Below are 24,662 nucleotides of genomic sequence, written 5' to 3' on the forward strand. Positions count from 1 at the left end.
ATTAATTCTTATTATTCAAGAATATAAAAGGCCTCAACTCAGTTTGCTTGAGCACTTCACGAACATCTTTATATTTATTAGTAACAATATACTTGTTAAGATTGATTACTTCGTGGGCAGTTACTAAATTGTCTATTCGTTCTACATCGTACAATAATTCATGCAACAACCCCACCTCATGCTCAATGGCCTGAGGGCTCATCAGTTCCTGATTAAACAAAACCAATAAATCTCTATTGAGATTATTCATTTTTGTACGTGTTGTTCGAATGGTTTTAGTAGCCGGATAATCCTTTTTTACTAGGGCAACCGCATCCGCTTTTTTTAGATGAATTACAACTTGTAAATGCAACGGACGCTACTAATAAAACCAAGAGCGATATTTTGATAAATCTTTTCATATAATCGATTACTAAATTAAACTATTTTCACAAATAAATATTGCTTTGTGACGATGATTGCAACCGATTTTAACAAAACATATAAACAACCGGTAATATTGGTGGCTCCGCTTAGCTGGGGTTTGGGGCATGCTACACGCTGTATTCCAATTATTAATGAGTTGCTGGCAGAAGGTTGCAAGGTAATAATAGCCGGAGAAGGTCCGGTAGAAATACTCCTGAAAAGAGAATTTCCGAAGCTTGATTTTTTACATCTCGATGGTTATGATATTACCTATAGTCGTTATAAGTTACTGCTACCTTTAAAAATGATCGTACAAATGCCCAAGGTTTTGGCGGCAATACGTAAAGAAAACAAATGGTTGAGAGAGGCTGTAAAAGCATACAAAATTGATGCGGTTATTTCAGATAATCGTTACGGATTGTACCACACCGAAATTCCTTCTGTTTTCATAACACATCAACTACTGATAAAAACAGGTAATCTATTTACTGAGAAGATCGTACAAAAAATAAACTACAGTTTCATAAAAAAATACACAGAATGTTGGGTGCCGGATTTTGGAAGACCGAATAAAATTGCCGGAGACCTTTCTCATCCGGCCGTTGTTCCTGAAAATGAAAAATACATTGGTTGTTTGTCTAGGTTTAAAAAGTTTGATAATGTAAAAAAGAAATACGACCTGCTTGTTCTTATTTCCGGACCTGAACCACAAAGAACAATTTTTGAGGAACTATTATTGTTGCAATTAAAAGATTATCATGGGTATGTTTTGTTTGTAAGAGGTTTGCCGGATGTGAATGATGAAAAGAAAGCAACAAATACTGCTATTACGATCATCAATCATCTTGCATCAAATGAATTAAATGAGGCTATTCAACAGTCGGCCATGGTGATCAGTAGAAGCGGATATACTACTATCATGGATCTAATTAAACTTCAACAAAAGGCAATACTGATACCCACTCCGGGACAAACGGAACAGGAATATTTAGCCAAAAATCTTACCGAACAGAAAATATTTTACTGCGTGGCACAAGATAAATTTATTTTGAAAGAAGCGATTGAAGCGGCAAATAATTTTTCTCCGATGTTGATACATGCCGATATGGAGCAGTACAAAAAACGCATAGAGGTTTTTGTGAAATCACTTAGGTGATGGGAACACAGATATATCCGTACATTCAATGGTTCACTCAAACATTTTTCGGGTAATCGTAAAATAGAAATTCCTTTTTCGCCTTTGTAAAATCGGTCCACTTATCACAATGAACATTTGCTGTGAAAATGCCACAGGTAGGCATATTGCTGATGATCGATGATCCTGAAATTTCATTTACAAAATAAGTAATGCCCGGGTTATGCGTAACGATAGCGACTGTATTGTGGTTGTCTTCGAGTTCAAAAATTACTTCGTGTAATGTTTCGGGAGAAGCATGATAAAGTTTTGAAACAAAGCAAATGTCCTCGGGCTTGATATTCAAATTTGAACAAAATAACTCTGCCGTTTTCTTTGCTCTTTTTGCAGGACTGGCAACAAACAGATCAATATTGATCTTCTTATCGAGCAAGCGCTGAGCCATTATTGGAACATCATTTTTGCCACGTTCATTCAAGGGGCGTTCAAAATCATTACCGAAAAAACTTTGATCGCTTTTAGCATGCCGTATAAGTAGAATAGTTTTCAAAATAATTACAAATTGTAGATTACAAATTACAGATTGATGCAGATATATTCTATTTTTTATCAGGATACTTTTGCAGATATGTAATAAATCCTTTTAACTGTTTAGAAACAGAAACACATTTCTCTTTTAAGCTATTAATTTCTTTTTCGTCGAGAAGATTAATCCTTTGTAGTATAATAAGTTGATTTCTTACTTCACCCGCAGAACCTTTTGCTATTTTCAAAAATCGAATGAAGTCTTTTCTGTTATCATATTCAAAGCCCTCAGCAATGTTATTTGATATGGAACAAGCCGCTCTTTTTATTTGAGCTTTCATTTCAAAATCCTGTTTTAACTTAGTTGTGTTGGAAATTAAATAGACATCTGTTGCTATTTCAATTGCATGTTTCCACACATCTAAATCTTCAAATGTTTTAATTGTAGCCATATTAACAATTTGCTACAAGTTACAATAATTTGTAATTTGAAAATCTGTATTTTGTAATCTAATACCCTCTCACATTCTTCCCTTCCATATAATTCATAAACGCTTTGTTACAAACACGGTTACCTCCCGGAGTAGGATAGTTGCCGGTAAAGTACCAGTCGCCTGTATTGGTTGGACAAGCCATGTGTAATGTTTCAATGGTTTGATAAATAATATCAACGGGTATTTTTATTTCCGGAGGAGTGATCAGTTGAGCAATTTTATTGGAGATCTCTTCCAAAGTAAATGGCTTATATACTTGCCTTACAATATTCTCTGTATGTAGTTGATTGTTGCGTTGTAGTTCTTTGCATTTGTCTAAAAGCTCAGTTAGCAAAGCTTCTTGTTTCGTTTCATGCAGTAATTCGATCGCTGCTCTGAAAGCGATGAAATCTCCTAATTTGCTCATATCAATTCCATAACAATCAGGATAACGTATCTGCGGAGCAGATGAAACAATGATGATTCTTTTGGGTTCTAATCTAGCCAACATTCTGACAATACTTTCTCTTAAAGTAGTACCTCTAACAATAGAGTCATCGATCACAACCAAAGTGTCTTCACCTTTACGAACAGTACCATAGGTGATGTCGTAAACGTGTTGAACCATTTCGTTTCTACTGCTATCTTCTGTAATAAACGTACGGAGTTTAACATCTTTGATCGCAATTTTCTCAAAACGAATTTTTCGGTTGATCATTTCCGTTAGTTTTTCCGGATCAACGTTATTTCCCCATTTTAAGATTCTTTCTATTTTTATCTTTTTAAGATAATCATCGGCTCCTTGTAACAAACCGTAAAATGCAATTTCTGCTGTGTTGGGAATAAAAGAGAAGATTGTATGCTTAAGATCGTGGTCTATTGCTTTCAGAACGGGCTCACTTAAAAAGCGACCCAGCGCCTTTCTTTCATTGTATATTTTTTCATCACTACCTCTTGAAAAATAAATCCTTTCAAAACTACAAGCCTTTCTTTCTTTCGGCTCTACAATTTGTTGTATCGAATAATTGCCATCAGGATCTACGATCAACGCATGTCCCGGCATTAATTCCTGTACTTCATTTTCACCCACATTAAATGCAGTACGGATAGCAGCTCTTTCACTCGCTGCAACAATTACTTCGTCATTTACATAATAATAAGATGGACGAATGCCATGAGGATCTCTTGTTACAAAAGCATTACCATTTCCAATAATGCCGGAGAAATTAAATCCTCCATCAAAAAGCGGAACGGCTTTTTTCAACACTTTTACAATATCTAATTTTCCCGGAAACGCTTCATCTGCCTTTACTAGAAAGTGATGTAATACCTCCATCATAGCGGCAAGATCACTTTGTCGTTGAAAAACTCCGGGATCGATATTTATAAGTCCGAATAACTCCTCAGTGTTTACAAGATTAAAATTTCCTGCTAGCGCAAGATTTCTTGTGGGAATAGTATCACGTTTAATAAACGGGTGACAAAATTCTACATTATTCTTTCCCTGTGTACCATAGCGCAGGTGACCAAGTAATAATTCTCCTAAAAAATTTACATGGCCTTTCATCAGACCCGGGTGGTTTTTAATGGCCGGTTGATATTTTTCTATCTCGTCGATCTCCTTACCTATCTGTTGAAAAAGATCCGCAATAGGTTGCTGAGCACAACTGCGAATACGATGTAAAAATGGATACCCGGGTTCAACATTTAATTTTACGGTAGCAATACCGGCACCATCCTGCCCTCGGTTATGCTGTTTTTCCATTAATAAGTAGAGCTTATTAATACCGTACAAAACGGTTCCGTACTGTTGTTGATAATAACTAAAAGGTTTACGAAGTCGAATGAAAGCAAGGCCACATTCGTGTTTAATTTCGTCACTCATGAGGTGCAAAGTTATAACATTCCCTAACAGCTTCAAACAAAAATCCCGCCAATGGCGGGATATAAAATTTTATAATTTGTAAGCAACTCTATAAGCCGCTTAAACAAAGTCCGAATTGATAAGGATGCATATCTGCTCCGGCGCCATCTTTAAGTAAATTTGTGAATTGGTATGAGCCGAATAACGAAAAATGACCGACACCAACTCTGAAGGTTCCTGCAATTCTGGTTGAATTAAAAAACACTTTTTTGCTTTCTTTTTCGGTATAGGAATTCAATGTTGTACCGTATTTATTTTGCAGGGTTTTGCCTTTTGTATGAGCATTCAGCATTGTACCAACTTTAGCCCCGATAGCAATTTTCCAGCTTTTGTTTTGTTTTTCAGGGTTAAATGTATACCTCAACTCAACCGGAGCTTCTAAAAAAGTAGTAGCTAATTTGTATTTTTTGAATCGGTCGGCCGAGTCTAAATTTCTGAACGGAAGTACCGCTCCGCTTGCTTTTAAATCCACATCCAATTTTTTAAAGCCGATGCTGCTGCTTCCGATACCTGCACCAAATGCCACACTCCAGCGTGGATCTGTTTTAAAAGGCTTATTGATCATCAGGTAAATATTCAATCCTCTAGAAAAGCTTTTCATATGAGAGCTTATGCTGTCCGGAGCGCCGGCCCAGTTATCCAGGCCAAATTGAACCATAATATGATCTCCTGCCTGATTCAGATCAACCTTACTCCAGTCTTTTTTCTTTTGCGCAACTGCTGTTGAAGTAGCGAAAACCAAAAGTGCTAATACAATTTTCTTCATGTTAAAATTTGAATGGCAAAAATAACTGCCATCGGGTTAACGAAAGGTTAAATGAAACGATAAAAAATTGCCCGAAATGAATCGGGCAAATTTTGTGGGCCCACCTGGGCTCGAACCAGGGACCACCTGATTATGAGTCAGGTGCTCTAACCAACTGAGCTATAGGCCCTGTTATTTTTACATAACGGAGGGCAAAAGTAAGTAAAATAAGATATTTTGCAGCCAATTTTTTTAAATTAATGGCACATATCAAAAATATCATTTTCGATCTGGGTGGAGTATTGCTCGATCTGGATTACCATAAAACATCCATTGCCTTTCAAAAATTGGGCGTTACAAACTTTGATGAGTTGTTTAGCCAATTCAAAGCCAATGAATTGTTTGAAAATATTGAAACAGGTAAGATCAGCGATGAGGATTTTTATGACGCAGTTGAAAAATATTGCTATCCGGGAACAACCAGACTTCAGATAGAAGCCGCATGGAACGCAATGTTGCTTGGTTTTAGGGTAGAAGCGCTGGAAACGCTTAAGGATTTACGCAAAAAGTACAGGCTTTTTTTACTTAGTAATACAAACAATATTCATTTGACGGCCTTTAAAAAAATATTTACTGCCGATACAGGACTTCCGTCGATCGATGTGTTTTTCGATAAGGCTTATTATTCTCATCTCATACAAATGCGTAAACCCTATGAAACTACCTATCATTTTGTGCTGGATGATGCCGGCATCATTGCTGATGAAACACTTTTTATAGAGGATTCGATTCAGAATGTTGAAGGGGCAAGGGCGGTAGGCATTCACACCCACTTGTTATTGCCTGCTGAGAGAATTGAAGATCTGCATTTATGATAAGATTTTATCGTATTTGGATATTTACTTTATTTCCTCAAATTCAATATAATCATCACTCTTAGGAGTTGATGCAGTTTTTTTGTTTGCCTGCTGTGTTTGTTCTTGCTTATTAAACTGATTCATTTTTTCTTGCATCTGACTTTGCATATCGCCAAACTGTTTCTTTACAGCCTTGGTGGTTTTTGTCACCGGAATGATAAAATCAAATATCAGTTTGTATAAAAGATACAAAGCGAATAATTCAAAAACGATTCTAAAGAAATTCATACAGTAAAGGTAAAAAGGAATGATGATGAATGTTGTTAAAATATTCAAAATCCCCCAGTCAAATCAACTTTTAGCGGACATATGGAAAACTGCCATAACTATCATTATAATAGCTGTTCGACCGATTGTAAAATTCATAAGCACTTCTGTGCTTTTTGATGAGCATTGTTTTTAATATTTTTTGTAATTGTTCTTTTACAGGTTTGGTTTCATCAAGCGTCATACTTACATCGTTGTTATAACTGTAATAATATTGTCTTAAAACGAACTCATCATTTTCAGTATCAAACTCTTTGGCGTTTTCCGGTTGCATTCCGTAGCTCGTAATTTTCCATTTAGTATCTTTTTTCTTTGTTTTGTACTTGTAGAAATACACAACGCCTTTTTTATTGTCGTAGCTAACGGGTAATTTGTCGATGAATACGATCGTATCGTAGCTATTGCTTCCATAGCTGTTACTCTTGATATCACTTTTGATAAGATCTTGCTGATTGTTGAATTTAGCAGGAAATTTATTTAGCATTTTTATGTCCTTCAATCTTTTATAAAGGTCAATACGGTAATCTTCTTTTTCTGCAAAATTATTGATGACAGAATCCGGTACCTGTTTTTTATTTTTCAACAAAGTAAACATTGTATTAAAACGGATCTTTTCATTTTTAAGTTTCATTAGATCTTCAAAAAAGGTAACTACCCCGGGGTTTTTGTCCCAGAAAGGTATCAGTAAGGTTCCATAACTCTGCAACAGAAAATTGTTTTTATCCTCATCTTCATTATTTCGGTAACTGTAATAATCGTTCTCCTCTTCGCCGTCTGCTTTATTTTCTTTTTCAGCTTTTGCAATGGCTTTTTGTCCTTCTATTGCTTTTTCTTTCTTTAGTTCATGTTTTGCTTCGGTGTAAAATTTAGTGAAGTATTGGTCATAATCTTTCGCATCTACAAAACCACTGTCAACCATACTTTCAAGTAATCCCATTACTTCTCCCTTATAATCATCCAGCGTTATTAACTGCATAATATCCGGGAATAAAACTTTTGCTAAGAGTAAGGTGTCGTATATCGATGACCAGGTGCCTCCATCTTCTGCGTAATCATAGTACGAAGATGTATTGGTTTTTTTGAATGCACTTGTACTCTTTGCAACATCTGCATAAGCATAATCGTAAGATGATGATGACCCGTCAATAATTACCGGTGGTTCAGCAACGATGAGGTCTTTGAAAGCTGTGAACGACGCTTTTGTTTGCATGTTCAACAAAGCATTTAAAATCGTATTCTGCAGGTCGGCCGTGTCTTTAGCTGCAATGTAAAGTTCTTTAAAGTAGTTCACAAGTGTACTGTCTTTGGTATAGGCCAATTTGCTGATAAAAGATTGTTTTAAGCCAAGATAGTCTTTCGTTTTCCAGCTAATGGTATCAATGATTTTTTTTAACGATTGAACATCAGATGAATCAAAATCAATAGAATAAAATTTCTTTAAAGCTTTGGCATGAGCAGCACTATCAGTACTGGCAAAATCTTTAAAAAATTGGGTGCTTGGTTTGGTTGTGTTTATTGTTCCATTAAGACTATCGGCCATTGGTTTAAAAGTAGGGAAGAAGTTTGCAAAAAGAGTACTCTGCTTAGTTGCCATTGTATCTGTTAATGCAACTAAAGCAAGTACATGACCATTTTTATAAAACACTTTTGAAAGAATGGTTCTGCTACTTCCTGTATCTGTTACCTGAGCAAATTTGTACAACATATTATCTTTGGTAACACCGCTGTCTTTTGCTAAAAAAATGTAACTCTGGTCATTATTACTCCCATGACCAAACATATTAAAACCACTTTCTTTAAAAATATCGGCTGTATCTTTTATATACGTACTCTTTGGGATCTTCGCATAAGCCACAAATATTTTTTCGCCTGCGGTATCACTGCCAATTGTTTTAAAGCCCATCGACATGGCATCTTCTTCATCTGTAGTATAACTATCCATCATGTTTTTCAGTACATCCATCATGTCGTTTTGCTTCTTTTCGTCGGGGAAAAGTGGCGACTGTACTGTAAACTTCATAGAAGTATCTTCTCTTAATTTCACTTCCGGATATGTAAAAGGAACCATTTTTAAAGAGTCGAAATACTGCAAAACATTTTTTGTTTCTTTCTTGTAGTATGCTGCTTGAGCATAGTATATCGGACCACGAAGAATATACCTTACTGAACTCAGGCTGCTGTCTTTTAATTTATACTTACAATTAAGCACAGGATATCCTTGCCATTTACCATGTTGCCTGCTTATTTGTCTTTCTACAATATCTGAAGAAGCAAAGCTTTCATCCATCAGGTTAAGGTCAAAAGTATCTTCTTCAATAAAATCGTAATTGTGAATAGTAGTTTGCATCAAAGAGTATGTAATATTTTCTTTGCTATCGTAAGATGTGTATTCAAATCGATCGTTGCTTACATCTTTTTGCAAAAAAGGTTCATTTGGCACCGATAGTTTAAATCCACCGATAGTCGGCTGAAAACTTACCCAGTTTTGATTGCTTTCTTTCTCTTTAAAGGAAATGGAATTAAAAAATTTTTGTGCTTCATCTCCTTCAAGTACATAATCGCCAATACCACTCATCTTAAAAACCAACACTTCAAAAGGTGTGATCAAAATATTGTAGCGTTGTACATTGCCACGTCGTGTACGATTGGTTATATCAAATCCTTTATATCCATTTTTTGTGATTATTTTTTTTGACAAGATCTTGCCCGGTATGTTTTCATACAATAGGCTGTCAACTTTTTCTTTCACTGCATCTGCATTGTCTCCCCACCAAAGTGCGTTGGTTTTAATACGGCTTGTCATATAGTAGGTTCCGTTGCCCATGTCGGCATACTGTTGTATATTAAGATCACTTGTGGAACCTAATGAATAGAATTTCTTTCCTGGAATGGCCACAGTAAAAGTACTGTCTTCCGAACTTACAGTGTTGAAAGCAACAGGAACTCTTAACTTGTCAAGAGCATCCTTTTGTGAGCTATTTCTCTCTCCCCACTTTATCGGAGTTAGTTTATAACCCATCTTTCTTAACATTTCAATTACACCACGAGTACCAGGTAAATGTGCGCTACCTACACCTACAAAAAGACTTTGTTTGTTTTTTATTATAGAGTCTATTGCATTTGCTTGTATCTCATTTCTTTTATATAGAAATTTTTCCAGAAAAGCCTTGTTGCCCAAACGTTTGTTTTCTACACTGTCAAGATGGTCCAGATCGCCTTTACGATAAGCATCTTCAAGTGTATAAGGCTCTTCACCATTGTCATAATTGTTGTAGTCGTAGTATCCTTTGTTAGATTTCTCTTTTGCAGCATCTTTGTAGGCTTCAGCAATTAGCTTTTCACTTTCTTCAAAATTTTCTACACCCGTCAATTTTTTTCCAAGTTTCGAGCCTAATTGAAAAATATACATATCCAGATAAGTGTCTTCCTGAAAATCGGCTGTATAATCCTGTGTACGGTACATCATTCCATTGATCATAGCTGGTTCAATGGCCAATGCATACTTTATGCTATTTTCATATTTATTGATGGCAAAACTATTTTGATGGAAGTAACTTTCCGGCATGCCAAACAGGCTTTTGTAGTTGCTTGCGCCGTAGTAAGAGACGTTTCTGGAATAATTAGCCGGTTTGCTATACTCTTCCTGCCATTGAGATGGGTCGCTTTCCAAAGCCACTACATCTACACTTTTAATTGCTGTAAAAAAAGAATCGATCAGGTTAAATGCCAGTTTATTACTAACATGCATTGTACCAAACAGATAACTCGGCTTTGTTAGCCCGTTTCCGGTAATCTTCCATAAAAGGCTTTGGTATTTTTTATCTTCTTTTTTTGCTTTTTGGCCGGTTGCTGTAATTGTTGAGAATGCAAGTACTGCAAGGATTACTATTTTGTTCATTAAAGTGGGGTTGTTGTGCTAAAGGTAATACAAGATTATGTTTTTTGTTTTTTACATAACAAGTTTAACCCTCAATAGAGCATAATATTTGTATTTTTTAACAAATCGCAGTAATAATGGCTCGCGGTAGCAACAAGTTTTGTCAATTAAAGATAAGTTCGTACATTTGTGTCGGACAAAAGACTCGGAAAGAAGGGAACGGCATCGTTCCCTTCTTCTTTTATCATGACTCAGGATACAACCATAACGGCTATAGAAACATTGGTACACCAGATTTTGGCTCATATTGAGGCAGAAGATGTTTTTCTGGTTTCGATAAAGATCAAGCCTACTAATAATATAAAGGTTTTTTTAGATGCAGATTCCGGCTTAAGCATTGATAAATGCGTAAAAATAAATCGGGCAATGTATAAAGTAGTAGAGGAAAAAGGTTGGTATCCTGATGGTAATTTCTCTCTGGAAGTATCAAGTCCGGGAATAGATGAGCCGCTAAAATTGCTTCGACAGTATAAAAAAAATATAGGTAGAAAAGTAGAAGTAACACTGAATGACGAAAAGAAGACGGAAGGCAAGCTGCTTGAAGTAACAGAAGAAGGCATCACAATAGAAACAACAACGGGTAAGAATAAGAAGGCGATAATCGAACAAAAACAATTTGCTTTCAGCGATATAAAACAAACAAAAATTATAATAGCATTCTAATACTTTAACCACAAAACTCCCCTGCCGACGGGGATATAAAAGTGAGGTCGGTAAGGTTTATGGCACGTATTAATTTAATCGATTCCTTTCAGGAATTTAAAGACGCAGAAAACATTGATCGTCCTACGTTGATGAAAGTTATGGAAGATGTATTTAAAACATTAATCCGTAAAAAGTATGGCAGCGACGAACAATTTGACGTAATTGTAAACGATCAAAAAGGTGATCTGGAGATATTCCGCCGCCGTACGATCGTAGATAACGACGATTTATACAATACATTAACCGAAATTGAGTACAAAGACGCTATCCTGATCGAGCCCGATTATCAGGTGGGTGAAGAATTGTACGAGGAAGTGGATATTCAGAAAGAATTTGGCAGAAGAGCCATCCTTGCAGGCAAACAAACGCTTGCAAGCCGTATCAACGATCTGAAGAAAAACTTATTGATCAAAAAATATGATGATCGTATTGGCGAGATCGTTAGTGGTGAAGTATATCAGGTTTGGAAGAAAGAGGTTTTATTGCTTGATGAAGAAGGCAATGAAATGATCTTACCTAAATCTGAACAGATACCATCGGATTATTTCAAAAAAGGCGAAACAGTAAGAGGCGTTGTTAAAAAAGTAGAATTAAAGAACAGTCAAGCCGTTATTGTTGTTTCAAGAACGAGTCCAGCTTTCCTTGAAAAATTATTGGAAATAGAAGTGCCTGAAATTTTTGATGGTTTGATCGTAGTTAAAAAGATTGTAAGAGATCCGGGAGAAAGAGCAAAGATCGCTGTTGAAAGTTTCGACGATAGAATTGATCCGGTTGGTGCTTGTGTAGGTATGAAAGGAAGTCGTATACACGGTATCGTTAGAGAATTGAAAAACGAGAATATTGATGTTATTAACTGGACAAGCAATATTCAACTGTTGATCCAGCGTTCATTAACACCTGCTAAAATAACCAGCATTGATCTGGATGAAGAAACTAAAAGAGCAACTGTTTATTTAAAACCCGATCAGGTTTCATTGGCTATCGGCCGTCGTGGAGTAAATATCAAATTAGCTTGTGAATTAACCGGCTATGAAATTGATGTTTTCCGTGATGCTGAAGACGAAGTAGACGAATTCGATATTGATCTAGATGAATTTACGGATGAGATCGAACCATGGATCATTGATGAATTGAAAAGAGTTGGATGTGATACAGGAAGATCTGTATTGGCGCTAACTGCCGAAGAATTGGAACGCAGAACCGATCTGGAAAAGGAAACAATCGAAGATGTAAGAAGAGTGTTGAAAGAAGAATTTGAGAAAGAGTAACAAACGATAGTCCACGGACCACAGACCATGGACTATCACTTTATATAAAAGGATCTTTCTGTGGTCTGCGGTCTGTCGACCGTGGTCTTATAACTAAAAACAATAAATGTCAGAATTAGCAACAAATACACCCAGATTGATGGCGGCGGCCAAGGAGTTTAACATTGGTAAAGATACCCTTGTAGACTTCCTTGTGTCTAAAGGATTTAACGGAGATGATCTGAAACCTACGGCAAAGCTTACTGAAGATATGTACCGTGTGTTACAGGGAGAGTTTCAGCAGGATAAGGCTGCAAAACAAAAAGCTCAACAGGTAGATCTTCCAAAAGGTGCCGGTGCAAATGAACCGAAGAAAAAAAGAGACGAAGAAGATCTTTCTTTTAAGAAAAAAGAGACATCGCCACCGCCGGCTCCGGTTGTAGAACCGGTTGCAGCAGTGGTTGAAGAAAAACCTGTAACTCCTGTCGATCAGGAATCTACAGAATTGACTAAGGTATCGGCTCCGGAAATTGACGGTCCGAAGATCATAGATAAGATAGATCTAGCAGCAATAGACTCATCTACCCGTCCGAAAAAATCAACAAAAAAAGCAGAAGAGAAGCCCGTTGTTGATGAAGTAAAACCTGCAAAAAAGAAAGTAGAAGAGAAGCCGGTAGAACCTACACCAGAGCCACCTGTAGAGCCGGATGCTCCTGCGGTGATTGAAAATATTCAGGCAGAAAAATTGACCGGCCCTAAAATTTTAGGAAAGATCGATCTGCCTGTTGATAATGATACAAGACCAAAAAGAGAAACAGACGCTCAACGCAAACGTAAAAGAATACCGATTGAGAAAAAAGGAGGGGCCCCTTCACAACAACAAGGCCCTCAGCAAGGAAATGGCCAGCAACAAGGGAATAGGCCTGGTGGCGGGTATCAAGGTAACAGACCGGGAGGTGGTTATCAGGGTAACAGACCCGGCGGTCAGCAACAGGGCAACAGAGGTGCTGCTCCTCAAAAAGACAGAGAGATTGACGCAAAAGAAATTCAGGATAAGATCAAAGAAACGCAGGCAAAACTTTCCGGTGGAGGCAGCAGAGGTAAAAACCTTAAAGCCAAATATCGTAAACAAAAAAGAGAAGAGCTTGCTGAACAAAGAGGTATAGAGGGTGCAGAAGATAATAAGCTCCAGGTAACAGAATTTATTTCTGTGAGTGAACTGGCCGGTTTGATGGATGTAAGTTTTGCAGACATCATCGGCAAGTGTATGAACCTTGGGATCATGGTATCCATCAACCAGCGTCTGGAAGCAGATGTGATCGAGTTGGTGGCTAGCGAATTCGGTTATGATGTTGAGTTCATCGGAGTTGAAGATGCCGCAGAATTGGAGGAAGACGAAGACGATGACAATGAAGAAGATCAAAAACCAAGAGCTCCTATTGTAACCATCATGGGTCACGTAGATCATGGTAAAACATCTTTACTAGATTATATCCGTAATACAAACGTTATTGCCGGTGAGGCCGGAGGTATTACTCAACACATTGGTGCGTACGAAGTAACGTTGAAGGATGGACGAAATATTACTTTCTTGGATACACCTGGTCACGAAGCCTTTACAGCAATGAGGGCTCGTGGTGCTAAAGTAACAGATATAGCTGTAATAGTGGTTGCTGCAGATGATGCAGTAATGCCTCAAACAAAAGAAGCAATATCGCATGCACAAGCGGCAAATGTACCAATGATATTTGCTATTAATAAAGTAGATAAAGACGGAGCCAATCCGGAAAAAATTAAAGAGCAATTAGCCGGGATGAATATTCTGGTAGAAAGCTGGGGAGGTAAATACCAAAGTCAGGAGATCAGTGCTAAGAAAGGGATGAACATCGACCTATTGATGGAAAAGATCTTGCTAGAAGCAGATATTCTGGAGTTGAAAGCTAATCCTGAAAAAGTTGCTAACGGAACCGTTATTGAAGCATCGCTTGATAAAGGCCGTGGTTATGTTGCAACCATTCTTGTACAAAACGGAACCTTAAACCAGGGAGATATGATCGTAAGTGGTCAGTATTTTGGTAAGGTAAAAGCAATGTACAATGAACGCAATCAGCGTATCGAAACGGCTCCTCCATCTACCCCGGTATTAATATTAGGGTTGAATGGTGCTCCGCAAGCCGGTGAAACATTTAAAGTGTATGCCGATGAAAGTGAAGCAAGAGAAAAAGCATACTCACGTGGTCAGATATTAAGAGAGCAGGGCATGAGAGCTAAGAAACATATTACATTGGATGAGATCGGTCGTCGTTTGGCACTTGGAAACTTTAAAGAGTTGAACGTGATCATCAAAGGTGATGTGGATGGATCGGTAGAAGCGTTAAGTGACTCATTACAAAAATTAAGTACAGAAGAGATCGTTGTAAAAGTGATACATAAAGCAGTGGGTGCCATTACCGAAAGTGATGTTACATTGGCGAATGCATCAGATGCGATCATCATCGGGTTTAACGTTCGTCCTTCAATGCAAGCGGCACGTTTGGCCGAAACCGAATCTATACAGATCAAGTTGTACTCTATTATCTACAATGCAATTGAAGAAATCAAGAGTGCAATGGAAGGTATGCTTGAACCGGGTGTTGAAGAGAAGATACTTGCAAATGTTGAGATCAAAGAAACATATAAGTTTGATAAAGCTACCGTTGCAGGATGTATTGTGTTGGATGGAAAAATTGCACGTAACAACCGTATCCGTTTGATCAGAGATGGTATTGTTAAATACACCGGCGAATTGGGAAGTTTGAAACGTTATAAAGATGATGCAAAAGAGATCACAACAAATATGGAGTGTGGTTTAACCATTAAAAACTACAACGACCTGCAAGTTGGCGATATCGTAGAAGCATTTGAAGAAGTAGAAGTTAAACGTACATTATAAATACAAGCTGCAAGGCATTAGCCTCAAGGGGCAAGTAAGTAAAGCGAATATTCTTTCGGTCATCTTGCTTGTCCCTTGTAGCTTAAAGCTTGTAGCTCGATTCTAATTTCTTGTTAATAAAAAGCTTAAGGGCTTAAATAACTCAGAAGCTCCTTACTTTTGAAAAATATTTTTTTCGATGAAATACATTTTCACATTTTTCATTTTTCATTTTTCATTTTTTATTTCTGCTACGGCGCAATCACAAAAAGTGGTGGCAGATAAGATCATTGCTGTTATTGGTAACAAGATCATCTTAAAAAGTGAAATTGAAAATACAATTGCCGATATGAAACGTCAGGAAATTGATGTTCCTGAAAATGCGATCTGTCTTACATTAGAACAGGCAATGGGTGTAAAGGCATTGGTGCTGCAGGGAGAAAAAGATTCGATTCCGGTTTCTGATGAAGAAGTATCAGCAGACATAGACAACCAGATAAGATATTTTATTCAGGTATATGGTTCCAAAGAAGAACTTGAAAAGATCTCCGGAAAAAGCATTTATCAATTAAAAGAAGATTTTAAAGAAGGCTTCCGTGATAGAAAAATGGCAGCAGCAATGCGTAACAAAATTGTAGATGGTATTCGTATCACACCAAATGAAGTAAAAGCTTATTTTGATCAGTTGCCAAAAGATAGTTTGGCTTTTTATGAAAGCGAATTAGAGATCGGCCAAGTTGTTATTTATCCAAAACCGGGCAGAGATGCGGAAGAATATGCAATAGATCAATTGAAAGAATTTAAATCACAAATAGAAAGCGGCAAAAAGGACTTTTGTAAACTGGCAAGTATTTATTCCGATGATCCGGGAAGTAAGGAGAATTGTGGTAAATATGAAGTGAACAGGGGTGAAAAGCAATGGGATCCTGTGTTTCTTGCAAAAGCATTTACGCTAAAAGAAGGGCAGATATCTGCGCCCTTTAAAACAAGATTTGGTTATCACATCATACAAATGGTAAGCCGTTCCGGCGATGATGCAGTGATCAGACATATTCTTAAAGCACCGCAAATTACAACTGCTGAGATCAAAGCGATCAATCAAAAATTAGATTCGGTAAGAGGGCTTTTGGTGAGTGGTAAAATTCAGTTTGGGGAAGCGGTTTCAAAATTCAGCGATGACGAAAGCAGCAAGTTTACCGGTGGTATGAAGCAAGGTTCATCCGGTGGAACATCACTCACGATCGATGAATTGGATAAAGATATATTGCCTTTGATAAAAAATCTTACTCCGGGGCAGTACTCACAGCCGACAGAGTTTACAGACGAAAGAGGGAAAAGAGGCGTGCGAATTGTTTATCTTGTTTCAAAATCGGAACCACACAGAGAAAATATTAAAGACGATTATAACAAAATTGCACAAAGAGCCTTGGAAGAAAAAAAGAATGAAGCATTGGATAAATGGTTCTCTCAAAAAATTTCAGGTTACTATATCAGGATAGATGACGAATACAAATCTTGTCCGGAAATGGCTAAATGGATACAGCCGGAAGCGAGTGCAGCTGCAAAAAATTAATTTCCTAAACATATTCATACAAACGTTCCGTGAAAACGGAACGTTTTAGTTTTCACAAAGAATACAAAGAATCTTTACGAACTTTGTCACGTTGAATCCTGATAGTGTCCGGATAGCATAAAAACAATAAAAAATTGATAGAAAAAAAACAACAGTTAAAACGAGAAGATAAAGCCGTATTGGTAGGTATTGTTACCTCCGATCAATCTGAGCAGCAATTGAAGGAATACCTCGATGAACTTTCTTTTTTGGCTGAAACAGCCGGTGTTACTGCTGATAGAAGATTCACACAAAAATTGGCTCATCCCGACAGTAAAACCTTTGTTGGTAAAGGTAAACTGGAAGAAATAAAAAATTACGTAAAGAGCCATCGTGATGTTGAACTAGTGATCTTCGATGATGAATTGACCGGTTCTCAAATTCAACACATTGAAAAGGAATTGGGCGTTAAAACAATTGATAGGAGCGATTTGATTTTAGACATTTTTGCTGCCAGAGCAAAAACAGCACAGGCAAAAACTCAAGTAGAGTTGGCGCAGTATCAATACATTTTACCCAGATTAAAAGGTATGTGGAAACACTTGGAAAGACAAGGTGGTGGCGTAGGAACAAGAGGTCCCGGTGAAACGGAAATTGAAACAGACAGACGTATTGTAAAAGATAAGATCAGTTTATTACGTAAACGCTTAGCCGAAATTGATAAGCAATCTTTTACTCAAAGAAAAGAAAGAGGAGAGTTTATAAGAGTATCACTGGTGGGATATACCAATGTTGGCAAGTCTACCCTTATGAATGTTTTAAGTAAAAGTGAAGTGTTTGCAGAGAATAAACTCTTTGCAACGTTGGATACAACAACCAGAAAAGTAGTATTTGAACAAACACCTTTTTTATTAAGTGATACTGTAGGGTTCATCAGAAAATTGCCGCATCATTTGGTAGAGAGTTTCAAAAGCACTTTAGATGAAGTACGTGAGGCCGATATCCTTTTGCATGTAGTCGATATTTCTCATCCGCAGTATGAAGAACAACTGGCTGTTGTGAATAAGACACTAGCTGATCTGGGAGCTTCTGAAAAACCAACCGTTACCATTTTTAATAAAATGGATAAGTATGAAGCCGAAGCTTTTGATGAATGGCTGGAGGATGATGTAAAAAAAGAGATATTGGACGACCTGAAACAACGATGGCAGAATGAGACAAAAGACAACTGCGTTTTTGTATCGGCCCTTGCTAAAAAAAACATAGATGGCTTGCGTCAGACCATTCTCAATAAGGTAAGGGATATGTATCGCATCAGATACCCATATAAAGCAGAGTTTTTTTATTAAAATTGCCAAAAACATTCGATTTTTTGCGTTAAAAAACTAAAAACCCCTTATTTTTGCAATCCTTTTTAAGAGGTACACTCCTCCTTAGCTCAGTTGGTTAGAGCATCTGACTGTTAATCAGAGGGTCGCTGGTTCAAGTCCAGCAGGGGGAGCCTTACTACGCAGCCTTGCAATTTTTGCAGGGCTGTTTTCTTTTAAACCCTTATCCATATTGCATACTAAACTTAAAAACCTCATTCGTTTTAGTGGTTTTGTATTCTGTTCCTTCGCCTTGGTTCCTGGCACACGAACTATTCTCCATTCAATAATGAATCAACTTAAAAGCAACTGTTTTGTGTTGAAATTCGTCTAAATTTATATGAAGTTTTCACAACCAAGGAAATCATATACCAGCATTGGAGAGATTTATTTTTGGACAGCAACTATTCATAAATGGATGTATTTGTTGGAAAATGATTTAAACAAACAAATGATCATTGATTATTTGAAAAAACTTTCTGATGAAAATCTTATAAGTGTTTATGGTTTTGTAATTATGCCCAATCATATTCACTTAATTTGGCAACAAAATAAACTGAATGGAAAAGAAACACCTCAAGGGAGTTTACTTAAATATACGGGGCATGAATTTTTGAAAATATTGAAAACGGAAAATAAATCGCATCTGTATGAAGTAAATGCAGCAAATAAAAAGCATGAAATATGGCAAAGAGATTCATTGGGTATTAAAATTTATAGTGTGAAAGTAGCAAAACAAAAACTTGAATATGTACACAATAATCCTGTCGCTGGCAAATGGCAACTATCAAATGATTATCTCAGCTACCATTATTCATCTGCAAGATTTTATGAAGGCGGCATTGATGAATTTGGTTTTTTAAAAAACATTTTTACAGTTTTGTACGGGGATTAAAAGTGGAAAAGGTTCGTGTGCCACGAACCAAGGCGGAGTAAATTTTTCCCATTAGTTCAAAAAAAGAAATGATGAAATTAATAATTTACGCAGCAGTTGCAGTTCTGCTTTGCAGTTGCCATACATCAAAAAGTACGCAACAGCCAACGACTTATTTTTTTGCAGACATACTATCAAAAGATGCGGATACAACATATAGTTATAACGTAGTAAATAATCTTTTATATCAAGACCATACTCAATATAAATTTATTCTTCCAGATAGTTTAGGAGGTAATAAATTAACGGGGTTCGTAGATTTTTATTCTATGATTAATGCAGATAAAGCAGCGGAGAGTATTGAGATATTGGAATTGGCGTTAAGGAAGAACGATAAGAAATTTATTTACTACAAGAAAGGATATGATACGTTAGCGGCTCAAAAGCCTTACTACGACAGGCTTAAACAATACATTTATGAAACAGTAAAAACCTTGCCATTAAAACAGAATAAGTCAGCAACATTAAAATTGCATCCCACATACTGTTATATTAGATTTGGAGAATAACAGCAAAGCCCCGTGAGGGGCTTTTGCTTTAAATATTTTTTGTCCCAGCAACGTCTCCTTTAGGGACGTTGCGTCTATTACAACAGTTTTTGCAATATAGATATTGATACAACCTTTAGTTGAATTTTTTCGTCTAAAGGTTTGTATTTTACAATGGCAGTAAAACGAGTTATTTCCCGGAATTATGGATGATATGAATTTAATTAAATTGTAAGATTATTAGTAATAGGTACGCAACGTCCCTAAAGGAGACGTTGCTGGGACAGAAAAAATAATATTATAACAGTTGGTAGACAGCAACATACTACTAATGGAATGGTTCAAGAACTCGTGGATTGGCAAACGAATAAAAATACTAGTTCAGCAGATCCGAAAATTATTATGCATTCGCATGCAACTATAGGGCCTAATGCAGCAAATCCTTCGTGGGGGGATAAGGTCGCAGCTAAGGATTATCCCAATACAAGAAATTGTATGTATTATGCTCCAGAGAACTGTACTGTTGAATATAATTCAGAAAATGTTATTGATAATGAAGTCAAGTTTTAAAAAAATTGTAGTAGCTGTACTTTTTTTGATATCCTCAAAATTACTATATGCTCAAAAAAGCTCAGGAGGTTTTATTGGTAATGTAGTGATTGTCGATACTTCATTGAAAAAACTAATTAACAGCTTCGACCGCTATTTATTGGATAAAGGAAATGGTAAAAAATTCAATTCGGCAGAATATTTTGTTGGGATTAATATTTTAAATTCAGATGATAGTACGACTCATATTGACATAACTTTATCTAGTTATGCACTTAGCAGACCTCTTGTAAAAAAACTGCCTGGCTTCTATGGGTTTTTAAAGAAACAAGATGTTGTTTATATATTTTGGAACAAAAGTAAATTGATAAGAAAGTCAAACAAAATACCTAATCCAAATGTTTTTGGGAAATTTAAAAAACCTCGTATCGCAAGCCCTTATGATCCATATGGATGGGAAATTGTTTTAAAGGATGGCAAAGTATTAAATATGTTTCCTATGGAAACGATTCAAAAGTATATGGAATAGAATTATTTTTTGTTCTCCATAGTATGTAACAATTAAAATGCTGTCTGTAGCTTTTAGCTATGTGCATATAAATAATAGAGCCGCAGTAATGCGGCTTTAGTATTTTAGTTCAAAGCTTTTTTAATCTTCCTGTTAGCGATAAACGAATCGAGGAACTCAAACACGAGTTCCTTATCTTTTTCATTCAGTTTATCAATATCGAGTATACGATTAAGTGTGTTAGTGTTCAGTTCAGTATCAGTATTACCTACGAGCCAATCCAAAGACACTTCGAGGATTTTAGCCATGTTGGCAGCAGCTTCAATAGAGGGCTTCATCTCATCCCTTTCATAGCGTCCGATCACCGGCCCTTTGTCCCAGCAACGTCTCCTTTAGGGACGTTGCGTCAATTATACCGGCCTTACAACAAACAAAAGTTTTCTTTCGCCTCTGTGGCGTCCATGGAGTGTCCGCCGTCGCATTTGAAAAAGAATGTTGAAATGTAAATTTGAGCCAAAATATTGGGTTGTCATGCAGCATATTGCAGACATGTCGTATTCTTATTTGTTCTGTTTAGTATATTCCTACAGGGGAGCCATACAAGACAAGAGGTCGTTTTCGACCTCTTTTTTTATTTTCTGAATTCCCTAACTTTTCCGACATTGTATAAACTTAAGCAGGTATGTAGGAAAACATTATACTTTCCTACATGTAGATTAAACTTTTAATGGATCTTTTGGTCTTACAGCCATTATTTTTGACAACAACACTGAAACAAACTACTGCTAAATGGATAGAAGGGCTTTTTTAACTGCTTCCAAAGAAAATAGCAATAAAACTTCTGTTCAATCTTCCAGAACATTATCAGGAATTATCCCATATACAGGTACGTGGACTACCAACGAGATCATCCATTTACTAAAGCGTACCATGTTTGGTGCTAAAAAAGCAGATGTAGATTTTTTTAGCAGTATGACAATGGATCAAGCAGTTGATTATTTATTGAATGTAACACCTGCACAAACCTCACCTCTACCACCTATAAAAAATTATAGCCCGACCGAAGATCTGGCTGTTGCTGTTGGAGAAACTTGGGTCTATACCAACCCTACAGAGAACGGTGTAATGGGTGAAAGACGAGCTTCTTTAAAGAGTTGGTGGATCGGGCAAATGGTTAATCAGGAAAGAAATATTCTTGAAAAACTTACACTCATGTGGCACAATCATTTTGTGATAGAAATGGAAATGGTAGGAAATGCCATTTACGATTATCAGTATAATGTCACCTTACGTAAGAATGCATTAGGCAATCTTAAACAGTTTGTAAAAGAAATTACTCTAAATACAGGGATGCTTAGGTATTTAAATAATTATCTCAATACCAAAACAGCCCCTGATGAAAATTATGCCAGAGAATTACAAGAACTATTTACTGTTGGAAAGGGCGCAGATAATGCATCACCACCCTATACAGAAGATGATGTTAAACAAGCAGCCAAAGTTTTAACAGGCTGGATAATAGATGGCGCCAATAATGTTTCTCTTTTTAAATCAACCCGGCACGATACAACCAACAAACAATTCTCTGCTTTTTACAATAATACTGTGATAACCGGCCGATTGCTGGATGACGGTGCTTTAGAAGTGGATGACTTATTAACGATGATCTTTTCTAAGGAAGATGTATCATTAAATATTTGTCGAAAAATTTATCGTTGGTTTGTTTATTATGAGATCGATGCTGCTATTGAACAAAATGTTATAGCTCCGTTAGCACAAATATTTAGGGATAATAATTACGACATCAAACCTGTATTGGCAGCCTTATTTAAAAGCGAACATTTTTTTGATCTTGTTAATCGTGGTTGTCTTATAAAAAATCCTACAGACGTCGTGGTAGGTCTTTGCAGAGAATTCAATGTTGTTTTTCCTGATGCTGCTAATTATGTTTCAAATTATGATATGTGGAATTGGTTAAATTCTAATTGTACCTCTATGCAACAACAATTAGGCGATCCTCCTAATGTGGCCGGTTGGCCTGCATATTATCAGGCTCCTCAGTATCATCAAATTTGGATAAACTCTGATACCCTTCCTAAAAGAAATATTTTTAGTGATCTAATGGTTACAACCGGATATAAAAAAAACGGAATAACAATTGTAATAGATCTAACTGCATTTGCAGCAACCATGTCTGATCCGGGAAACCCTAATACACTAGTAGATGATGTTGTTTCGTATTTATTAAGGATACCGCTTACACAACAATCGAAAGACCAACTTAAAACAGATATACTTCTAGATGGACAAGCAAATGATAACTATTGGACAAGCGCCTGGAATACTTTTGTTAGTACACCTTCAAATACAACCAATACAAATATTGTAAAAACAAAGCTTAAAAACCTTTATCAATATATAATGCGGTTGCCAGAATATCAGTTATCTTAATTTATTAACTACCAAAATGAAAAGAAGAGATTTTATCGGGAAGGCCATTACAACGGCCGTCATTCCAACACTGGTAAGTGGCTTTTCTTTAAAAGGATTTGCCGCCAATTCTTTGTTGCATAGAGTGCTGGCAAGTGCACCACCGATGAATGATCATGTACTGGTAATGGTTAGGTTAACAGGCGGCAACGATGGATTAAATACTGTAATTCCTATTGATGTTTATGCAAATTATTACAATGCCCGTACTAATATTGCTATTCCTGAAAATAGAATATTAGCATTAAATGGAGTAAGTACAATGGGGCTGCATCCATCAATGACGGGTATGCAAACTATGTACAACGAGGGCAACTTAGGTATTGTACAATCTGTAAGTTATCCTAATCCAAATTTTTCTCATTTCAGAGCTACAGATATATGGATGAGTGGGTCCGACAGTAACGAAGTAGTATCAAGTGGTGTGGCAGGTAGGTATCTGGATTATGAATTTCCCGGTTTCCCAAATGGTTATCCCAATAGTGGCATGGCAGATCCGTTGGCAATACAAATAGGCTCGGTTACTTCACTGGCATTACAAGGTGCTGCAGTTAATATGGGGATGAGTATCAGCGATCCTACTAATTTTTATAATTTTTTAAATGGTGTTGAAGATCCACTGCCTTCAAATAATGCAGGTAAAGAATTAGCCTATATACGTTCTGTTGTTAAACAAACACAGCAATATTCAGCAGTAATAAAAAGTGCTGCTTTAAGTGTTACGCAACAAGTTTCTTATCCTGCAAATAATTCACTAGCTGCACAATTAAAAATTGTTGCTCGTCTAGTGAAAGGTGGATTAAAAACCAGGGTGTATATGGTAGAACACAAAGGATTTGATACACATTCTTTACAAACTGATACAATAGATACTACTGTTGGCGAGCATGCTAATTTATTAGGCGGATTAAGCGAAGCACTAAAGGCTTTTCAGGACGATCTGAATTTTTTGCAAATTGAAGATAGAGTTGTTGGGATGACATTTTCAGAATTTGGCCGTAGAATAAAAAGTAATAGCAGCGGCGGTACAGATCATGGAGCTGCGGCACCATTATTTATTTTTGGCAAGAAAGCAAATGCAACGGTATTAGGGACTACACCGAATTTACCGGTAACAGCTACGGTTAATGATAATATAGCGATGCAGTATGATTTTAGAAGCGTATATGCATCATTGTTAGAGCAATGGTTATGTGTAAGACCAACAGATCTGCAGGAGATCATGTTACAAAATTTTCAAAGCCTCCCAATCATTGAATCACTATCCTGTAATACCACAACTTATGTTTTTAATGGAAACGGCTATTGGTCAGATACAGGAAATTGGGTAGGTGGAGTTAAGCCTCCAACAAATGTTTTCGGTAATGCAGAAATTATCATCGAGCCACAGGTTGGCGGTAAATGTATTTTGGACAAAGCCATTTATCAAACTGTTTCAAATGGAGCAAGGCTAATTGTAAAGTCTGCAAAAAGTTTTGTAGTTGAAGGAGATTTTATACAAAACTGATCAATCATTTCATTTATTCTTAGGTATTCCCAAATACAAAATTGACAAACCTGCTGTAACTTTTAACAGTAAGGAG

The 24,662-nt window shown here is 36.6% G+C and carries 21 protein-coding genes and 2 tRNA genes; 14 read left to right on the plus strand and 9 right to left on the minus strand.

Going from position 1 to position 24,662, the window contains the following annotated elements; translation table 11 throughout:
* Nucleotide 1: 1 nt before the first annotated feature.
* Complete coding sequence (locus ACQ33O_RS03960; protein ID WP_430994263.1) at nt 2-250, minus strand: hypothetical protein; 249 nt, start codon at nt 248-250, stop codon at nt 2-4.
* 204 nt (nt 251-454) lie between these two features.
* Between ACQ33O_RS03960 and ACQ33O_RS03965 the strand changes: the two genes are divergently transcribed.
* Nucleotides 455-1,561, plus strand: a complete 1,107-nt coding sequence (locus ACQ33O_RS03965; RefSeq protein WP_430996151.1) for a glycosyltransferase — start codon at nt 455-457, stop codon at nt 1,559-1,561.
* A 37-nt stretch (nt 1,562-1,598) separates the two neighbouring features.
* Here the strand turns inward: ACQ33O_RS03965 and ACQ33O_RS03970 are convergent, their stop codons facing one another.
* From ACQ33O_RS03970 to ACQ33O_RS03990, 5 genes are all read right to left on the minus strand, one after another.
* Complete coding sequence (locus ACQ33O_RS03970; protein WP_430994264.1) at nt 1,599-2,090, minus strand: SixA phosphatase family protein; 492 nt, start codon at nt 2,088-2,090, stop codon at nt 1,599-1,601.
* Nucleotides 2,091-2,139: 49 nt separating this feature from the next.
* A complete protein-coding gene (locus ACQ33O_RS03975; RefSeq protein ID WP_430994265.1) occupies nt 2,140-2,517 on the minus strand; it encodes a four helix bundle protein in 378 nt (125 codons plus the stop codon).
* A 58-nt stretch (nt 2,518-2,575) separates the two neighbouring features.
* Nucleotides 2,576-4,423, minus strand: coding sequence for an amidophosphoribosyltransferase (locus ACQ33O_RS03980; protein ID WP_430994266.1), 1,848 nt, complete (start codon nt 4,421-4,423; stop codon nt 2,576-2,578).
* 88 nt (nt 4,424-4,511) lie between these two features.
* The gene (locus tag ACQ33O_RS03985) at nt 4,512-5,228 is read right to left on the minus strand and encodes an outer membrane beta-barrel protein (RefSeq protein WP_430994267.1); all 717 of its coding nucleotides are present in this window, start codon (nt 5,226-5,228) and stop codon (nt 4,512-4,514) included.
* 95 nt (nt 5,229-5,323) lie between these two features.
* Nucleotides 5,324-5,397: transfer RNA gene (locus tag ACQ33O_RS03990), tRNA-Ile, on the minus strand.
* Nucleotides 5,398-5,467: 70 nt separating this feature from the next.
* Here ACQ33O_RS03990 and ACQ33O_RS03995 point away from each other — a divergent pair.
* Nucleotides 5,468-6,082, plus strand: a complete 615-nt coding sequence (locus tag ACQ33O_RS03995) for an HAD family hydrolase (protein ID WP_430994268.1) — start codon at nt 5,468-5,470, stop codon at nt 6,080-6,082.
* A gap of 24 nt (nt 6,083-6,106) precedes the next feature.
* Here ACQ33O_RS03995 and ACQ33O_RS04000 read toward each other — a convergent pair whose 3' ends face one another.
* Both ACQ33O_RS04000 and ACQ33O_RS04005 read right to left on the minus strand, forming a co-directional pair.
* Complete coding sequence (locus tag ACQ33O_RS04000) at nt 6,107-6,352, minus strand: hypothetical protein (RefSeq protein ID WP_430994269.1); 246 nt, start codon at nt 6,350-6,352, stop codon at nt 6,107-6,109.
* A gap of 70 nt (nt 6,353-6,422) precedes the next feature.
* A complete protein-coding gene (locus tag ACQ33O_RS04005) occupies nt 6,423-10,289 on the minus strand; it encodes a TraB/GumN family protein (protein WP_430994270.1) in 3,867 nt (1,288 codons plus the stop codon).
* Between the two features lie 168 nt (nt 10,290-10,457).
* Between ACQ33O_RS04005 and rimP the strand changes: the two genes are divergently transcribed.
* From rimP to ACQ33O_RS04055, 10 genes are all read left to right on the plus strand, one after another.
* Complete coding sequence (rimP, locus tag ACQ33O_RS04010; RefSeq protein ID WP_430994271.1) at nt 10,458-10,991, plus strand: ribosome assembly cofactor RimP; 534 nt, start codon at nt 10,458-10,460, stop codon at nt 10,989-10,991.
* Between the two features lie 59 nt (nt 10,992-11,050).
* The gene (gene nusA / locus ACQ33O_RS04015) at nt 11,051-12,301 is read left to right on the plus strand and encodes a transcription termination factor NusA (RefSeq protein ID WP_430994272.1); all 1,251 of its coding nucleotides are present in this window, start codon (nt 11,051-11,053) and stop codon (nt 12,299-12,301) included.
* Between the two features lie 106 nt (nt 12,302-12,407).
* On the plus strand, nt 12,408-15,212 hold the full coding sequence (infB, locus tag ACQ33O_RS04020) for a translation initiation factor IF-2 (protein WP_430994273.1): 2,805 nt from the start codon (nt 12,408-12,410) through the stop codon (nt 15,210-15,212).
* Between the two features lie 178 nt (nt 15,213-15,390).
* Nucleotides 15,391-16,764 carry a peptidylprolyl isomerase gene (locus ACQ33O_RS04025; RefSeq protein ID WP_430994274.1) on the plus strand — a complete coding sequence of 458 codons (1,374 nt, stop codon included), beginning with the start codon at nt 15,391-15,393 and terminating at the stop codon, nt 16,762-16,764.
* Nucleotides 16,765-16,898: 134 nt separating this feature from the next.
* Nucleotides 16,899-18,092, plus strand: coding sequence for a GTPase HflX (gene hflX / locus ACQ33O_RS04030; RefSeq protein WP_430994275.1), 1,194 nt, complete (start codon nt 16,899-16,901; stop codon nt 18,090-18,092).
* 78 nt (nt 18,093-18,170) lie between these two features.
* Nucleotides 18,171-18,244: transfer RNA gene (locus ACQ33O_RS04035), tRNA-Asn, on the plus strand.
* 206 nt (nt 18,245-18,450) lie between these two features.
* Nucleotides 18,451-19,005: a transposase gene (locus ACQ33O_RS04040; protein WP_430994276.1), complete on the plus strand. Its 555-nt coding sequence runs from the start codon at nt 18,451-18,453 to the stop codon at nt 19,003-19,005.
* A 68-nt stretch (nt 19,006-19,073) separates the two neighbouring features.
* The gene (locus ACQ33O_RS04045) at nt 19,074-19,553 is read left to right on the plus strand and encodes a hypothetical protein (RefSeq protein ID WP_430994277.1); all 480 of its coding nucleotides are present in this window, start codon (nt 19,074-19,076) and stop codon (nt 19,551-19,553) included.
* Nucleotides 19,554-19,868: 315 nt separating this feature from the next.
* Nucleotides 19,869-20,102, plus strand: coding sequence for a hypothetical protein (locus ACQ33O_RS04050; RefSeq protein WP_430994278.1), 234 nt, complete (start codon nt 19,869-19,871; stop codon nt 20,100-20,102).
* Nucleotides 20,086-20,610 carry a hypothetical protein gene (locus ACQ33O_RS04055; RefSeq protein ID WP_430994279.1) on the plus strand — a complete coding sequence of 175 codons (525 nt, stop codon included), beginning with the start codon at nt 20,086-20,088 and terminating at the stop codon, nt 20,608-20,610. Before ACQ33O_RS04050 ends, ACQ33O_RS04055 begins: the two co-directional genes overlap by 17 nt.
* A 104-nt stretch (nt 20,611-20,714) precedes the next feature.
* Here the strand turns inward: ACQ33O_RS04055 and ACQ33O_RS04060 are convergent, their stop codons facing one another.
* Nucleotides 20,715-20,954, minus strand: coding sequence for a helix-turn-helix domain-containing protein (locus ACQ33O_RS04060; RefSeq protein ID WP_430994280.1), 240 nt, complete (start codon nt 20,952-20,954; stop codon nt 20,715-20,717).
* Between the two features lie 424 nt (nt 20,955-21,378).
* Between ACQ33O_RS04060 and ACQ33O_RS04065 the strand changes: the two genes are divergently transcribed.
* On the plus strand, nt 21,379-23,040 hold the full coding sequence (locus ACQ33O_RS04065) for a DUF1800 domain-containing protein (protein ID WP_430994281.1): 1,662 nt from the start codon (nt 21,379-21,381) through the stop codon (nt 23,038-23,040).
* A 16-nt stretch (nt 23,041-23,056) separates the two neighbouring features.
* Entirely contained in the window at nt 23,057-24,586 is a 1,530-nt protein-coding gene (locus ACQ33O_RS04070; protein WP_430994282.1) for a DUF1501 domain-containing protein, read from the plus strand.
* The last annotated feature ends 76 nt before the right edge of the window (nt 24,587-24,662 follow it).

This window comes from Ferruginibacter sp. SUN002 (genome assembly GCF_050611725.1).
Classification (GTDB): Bacteria; Bacteroidota; Bacteroidia; order Chitinophagales; family Chitinophagaceae; genus Ferruginibacter.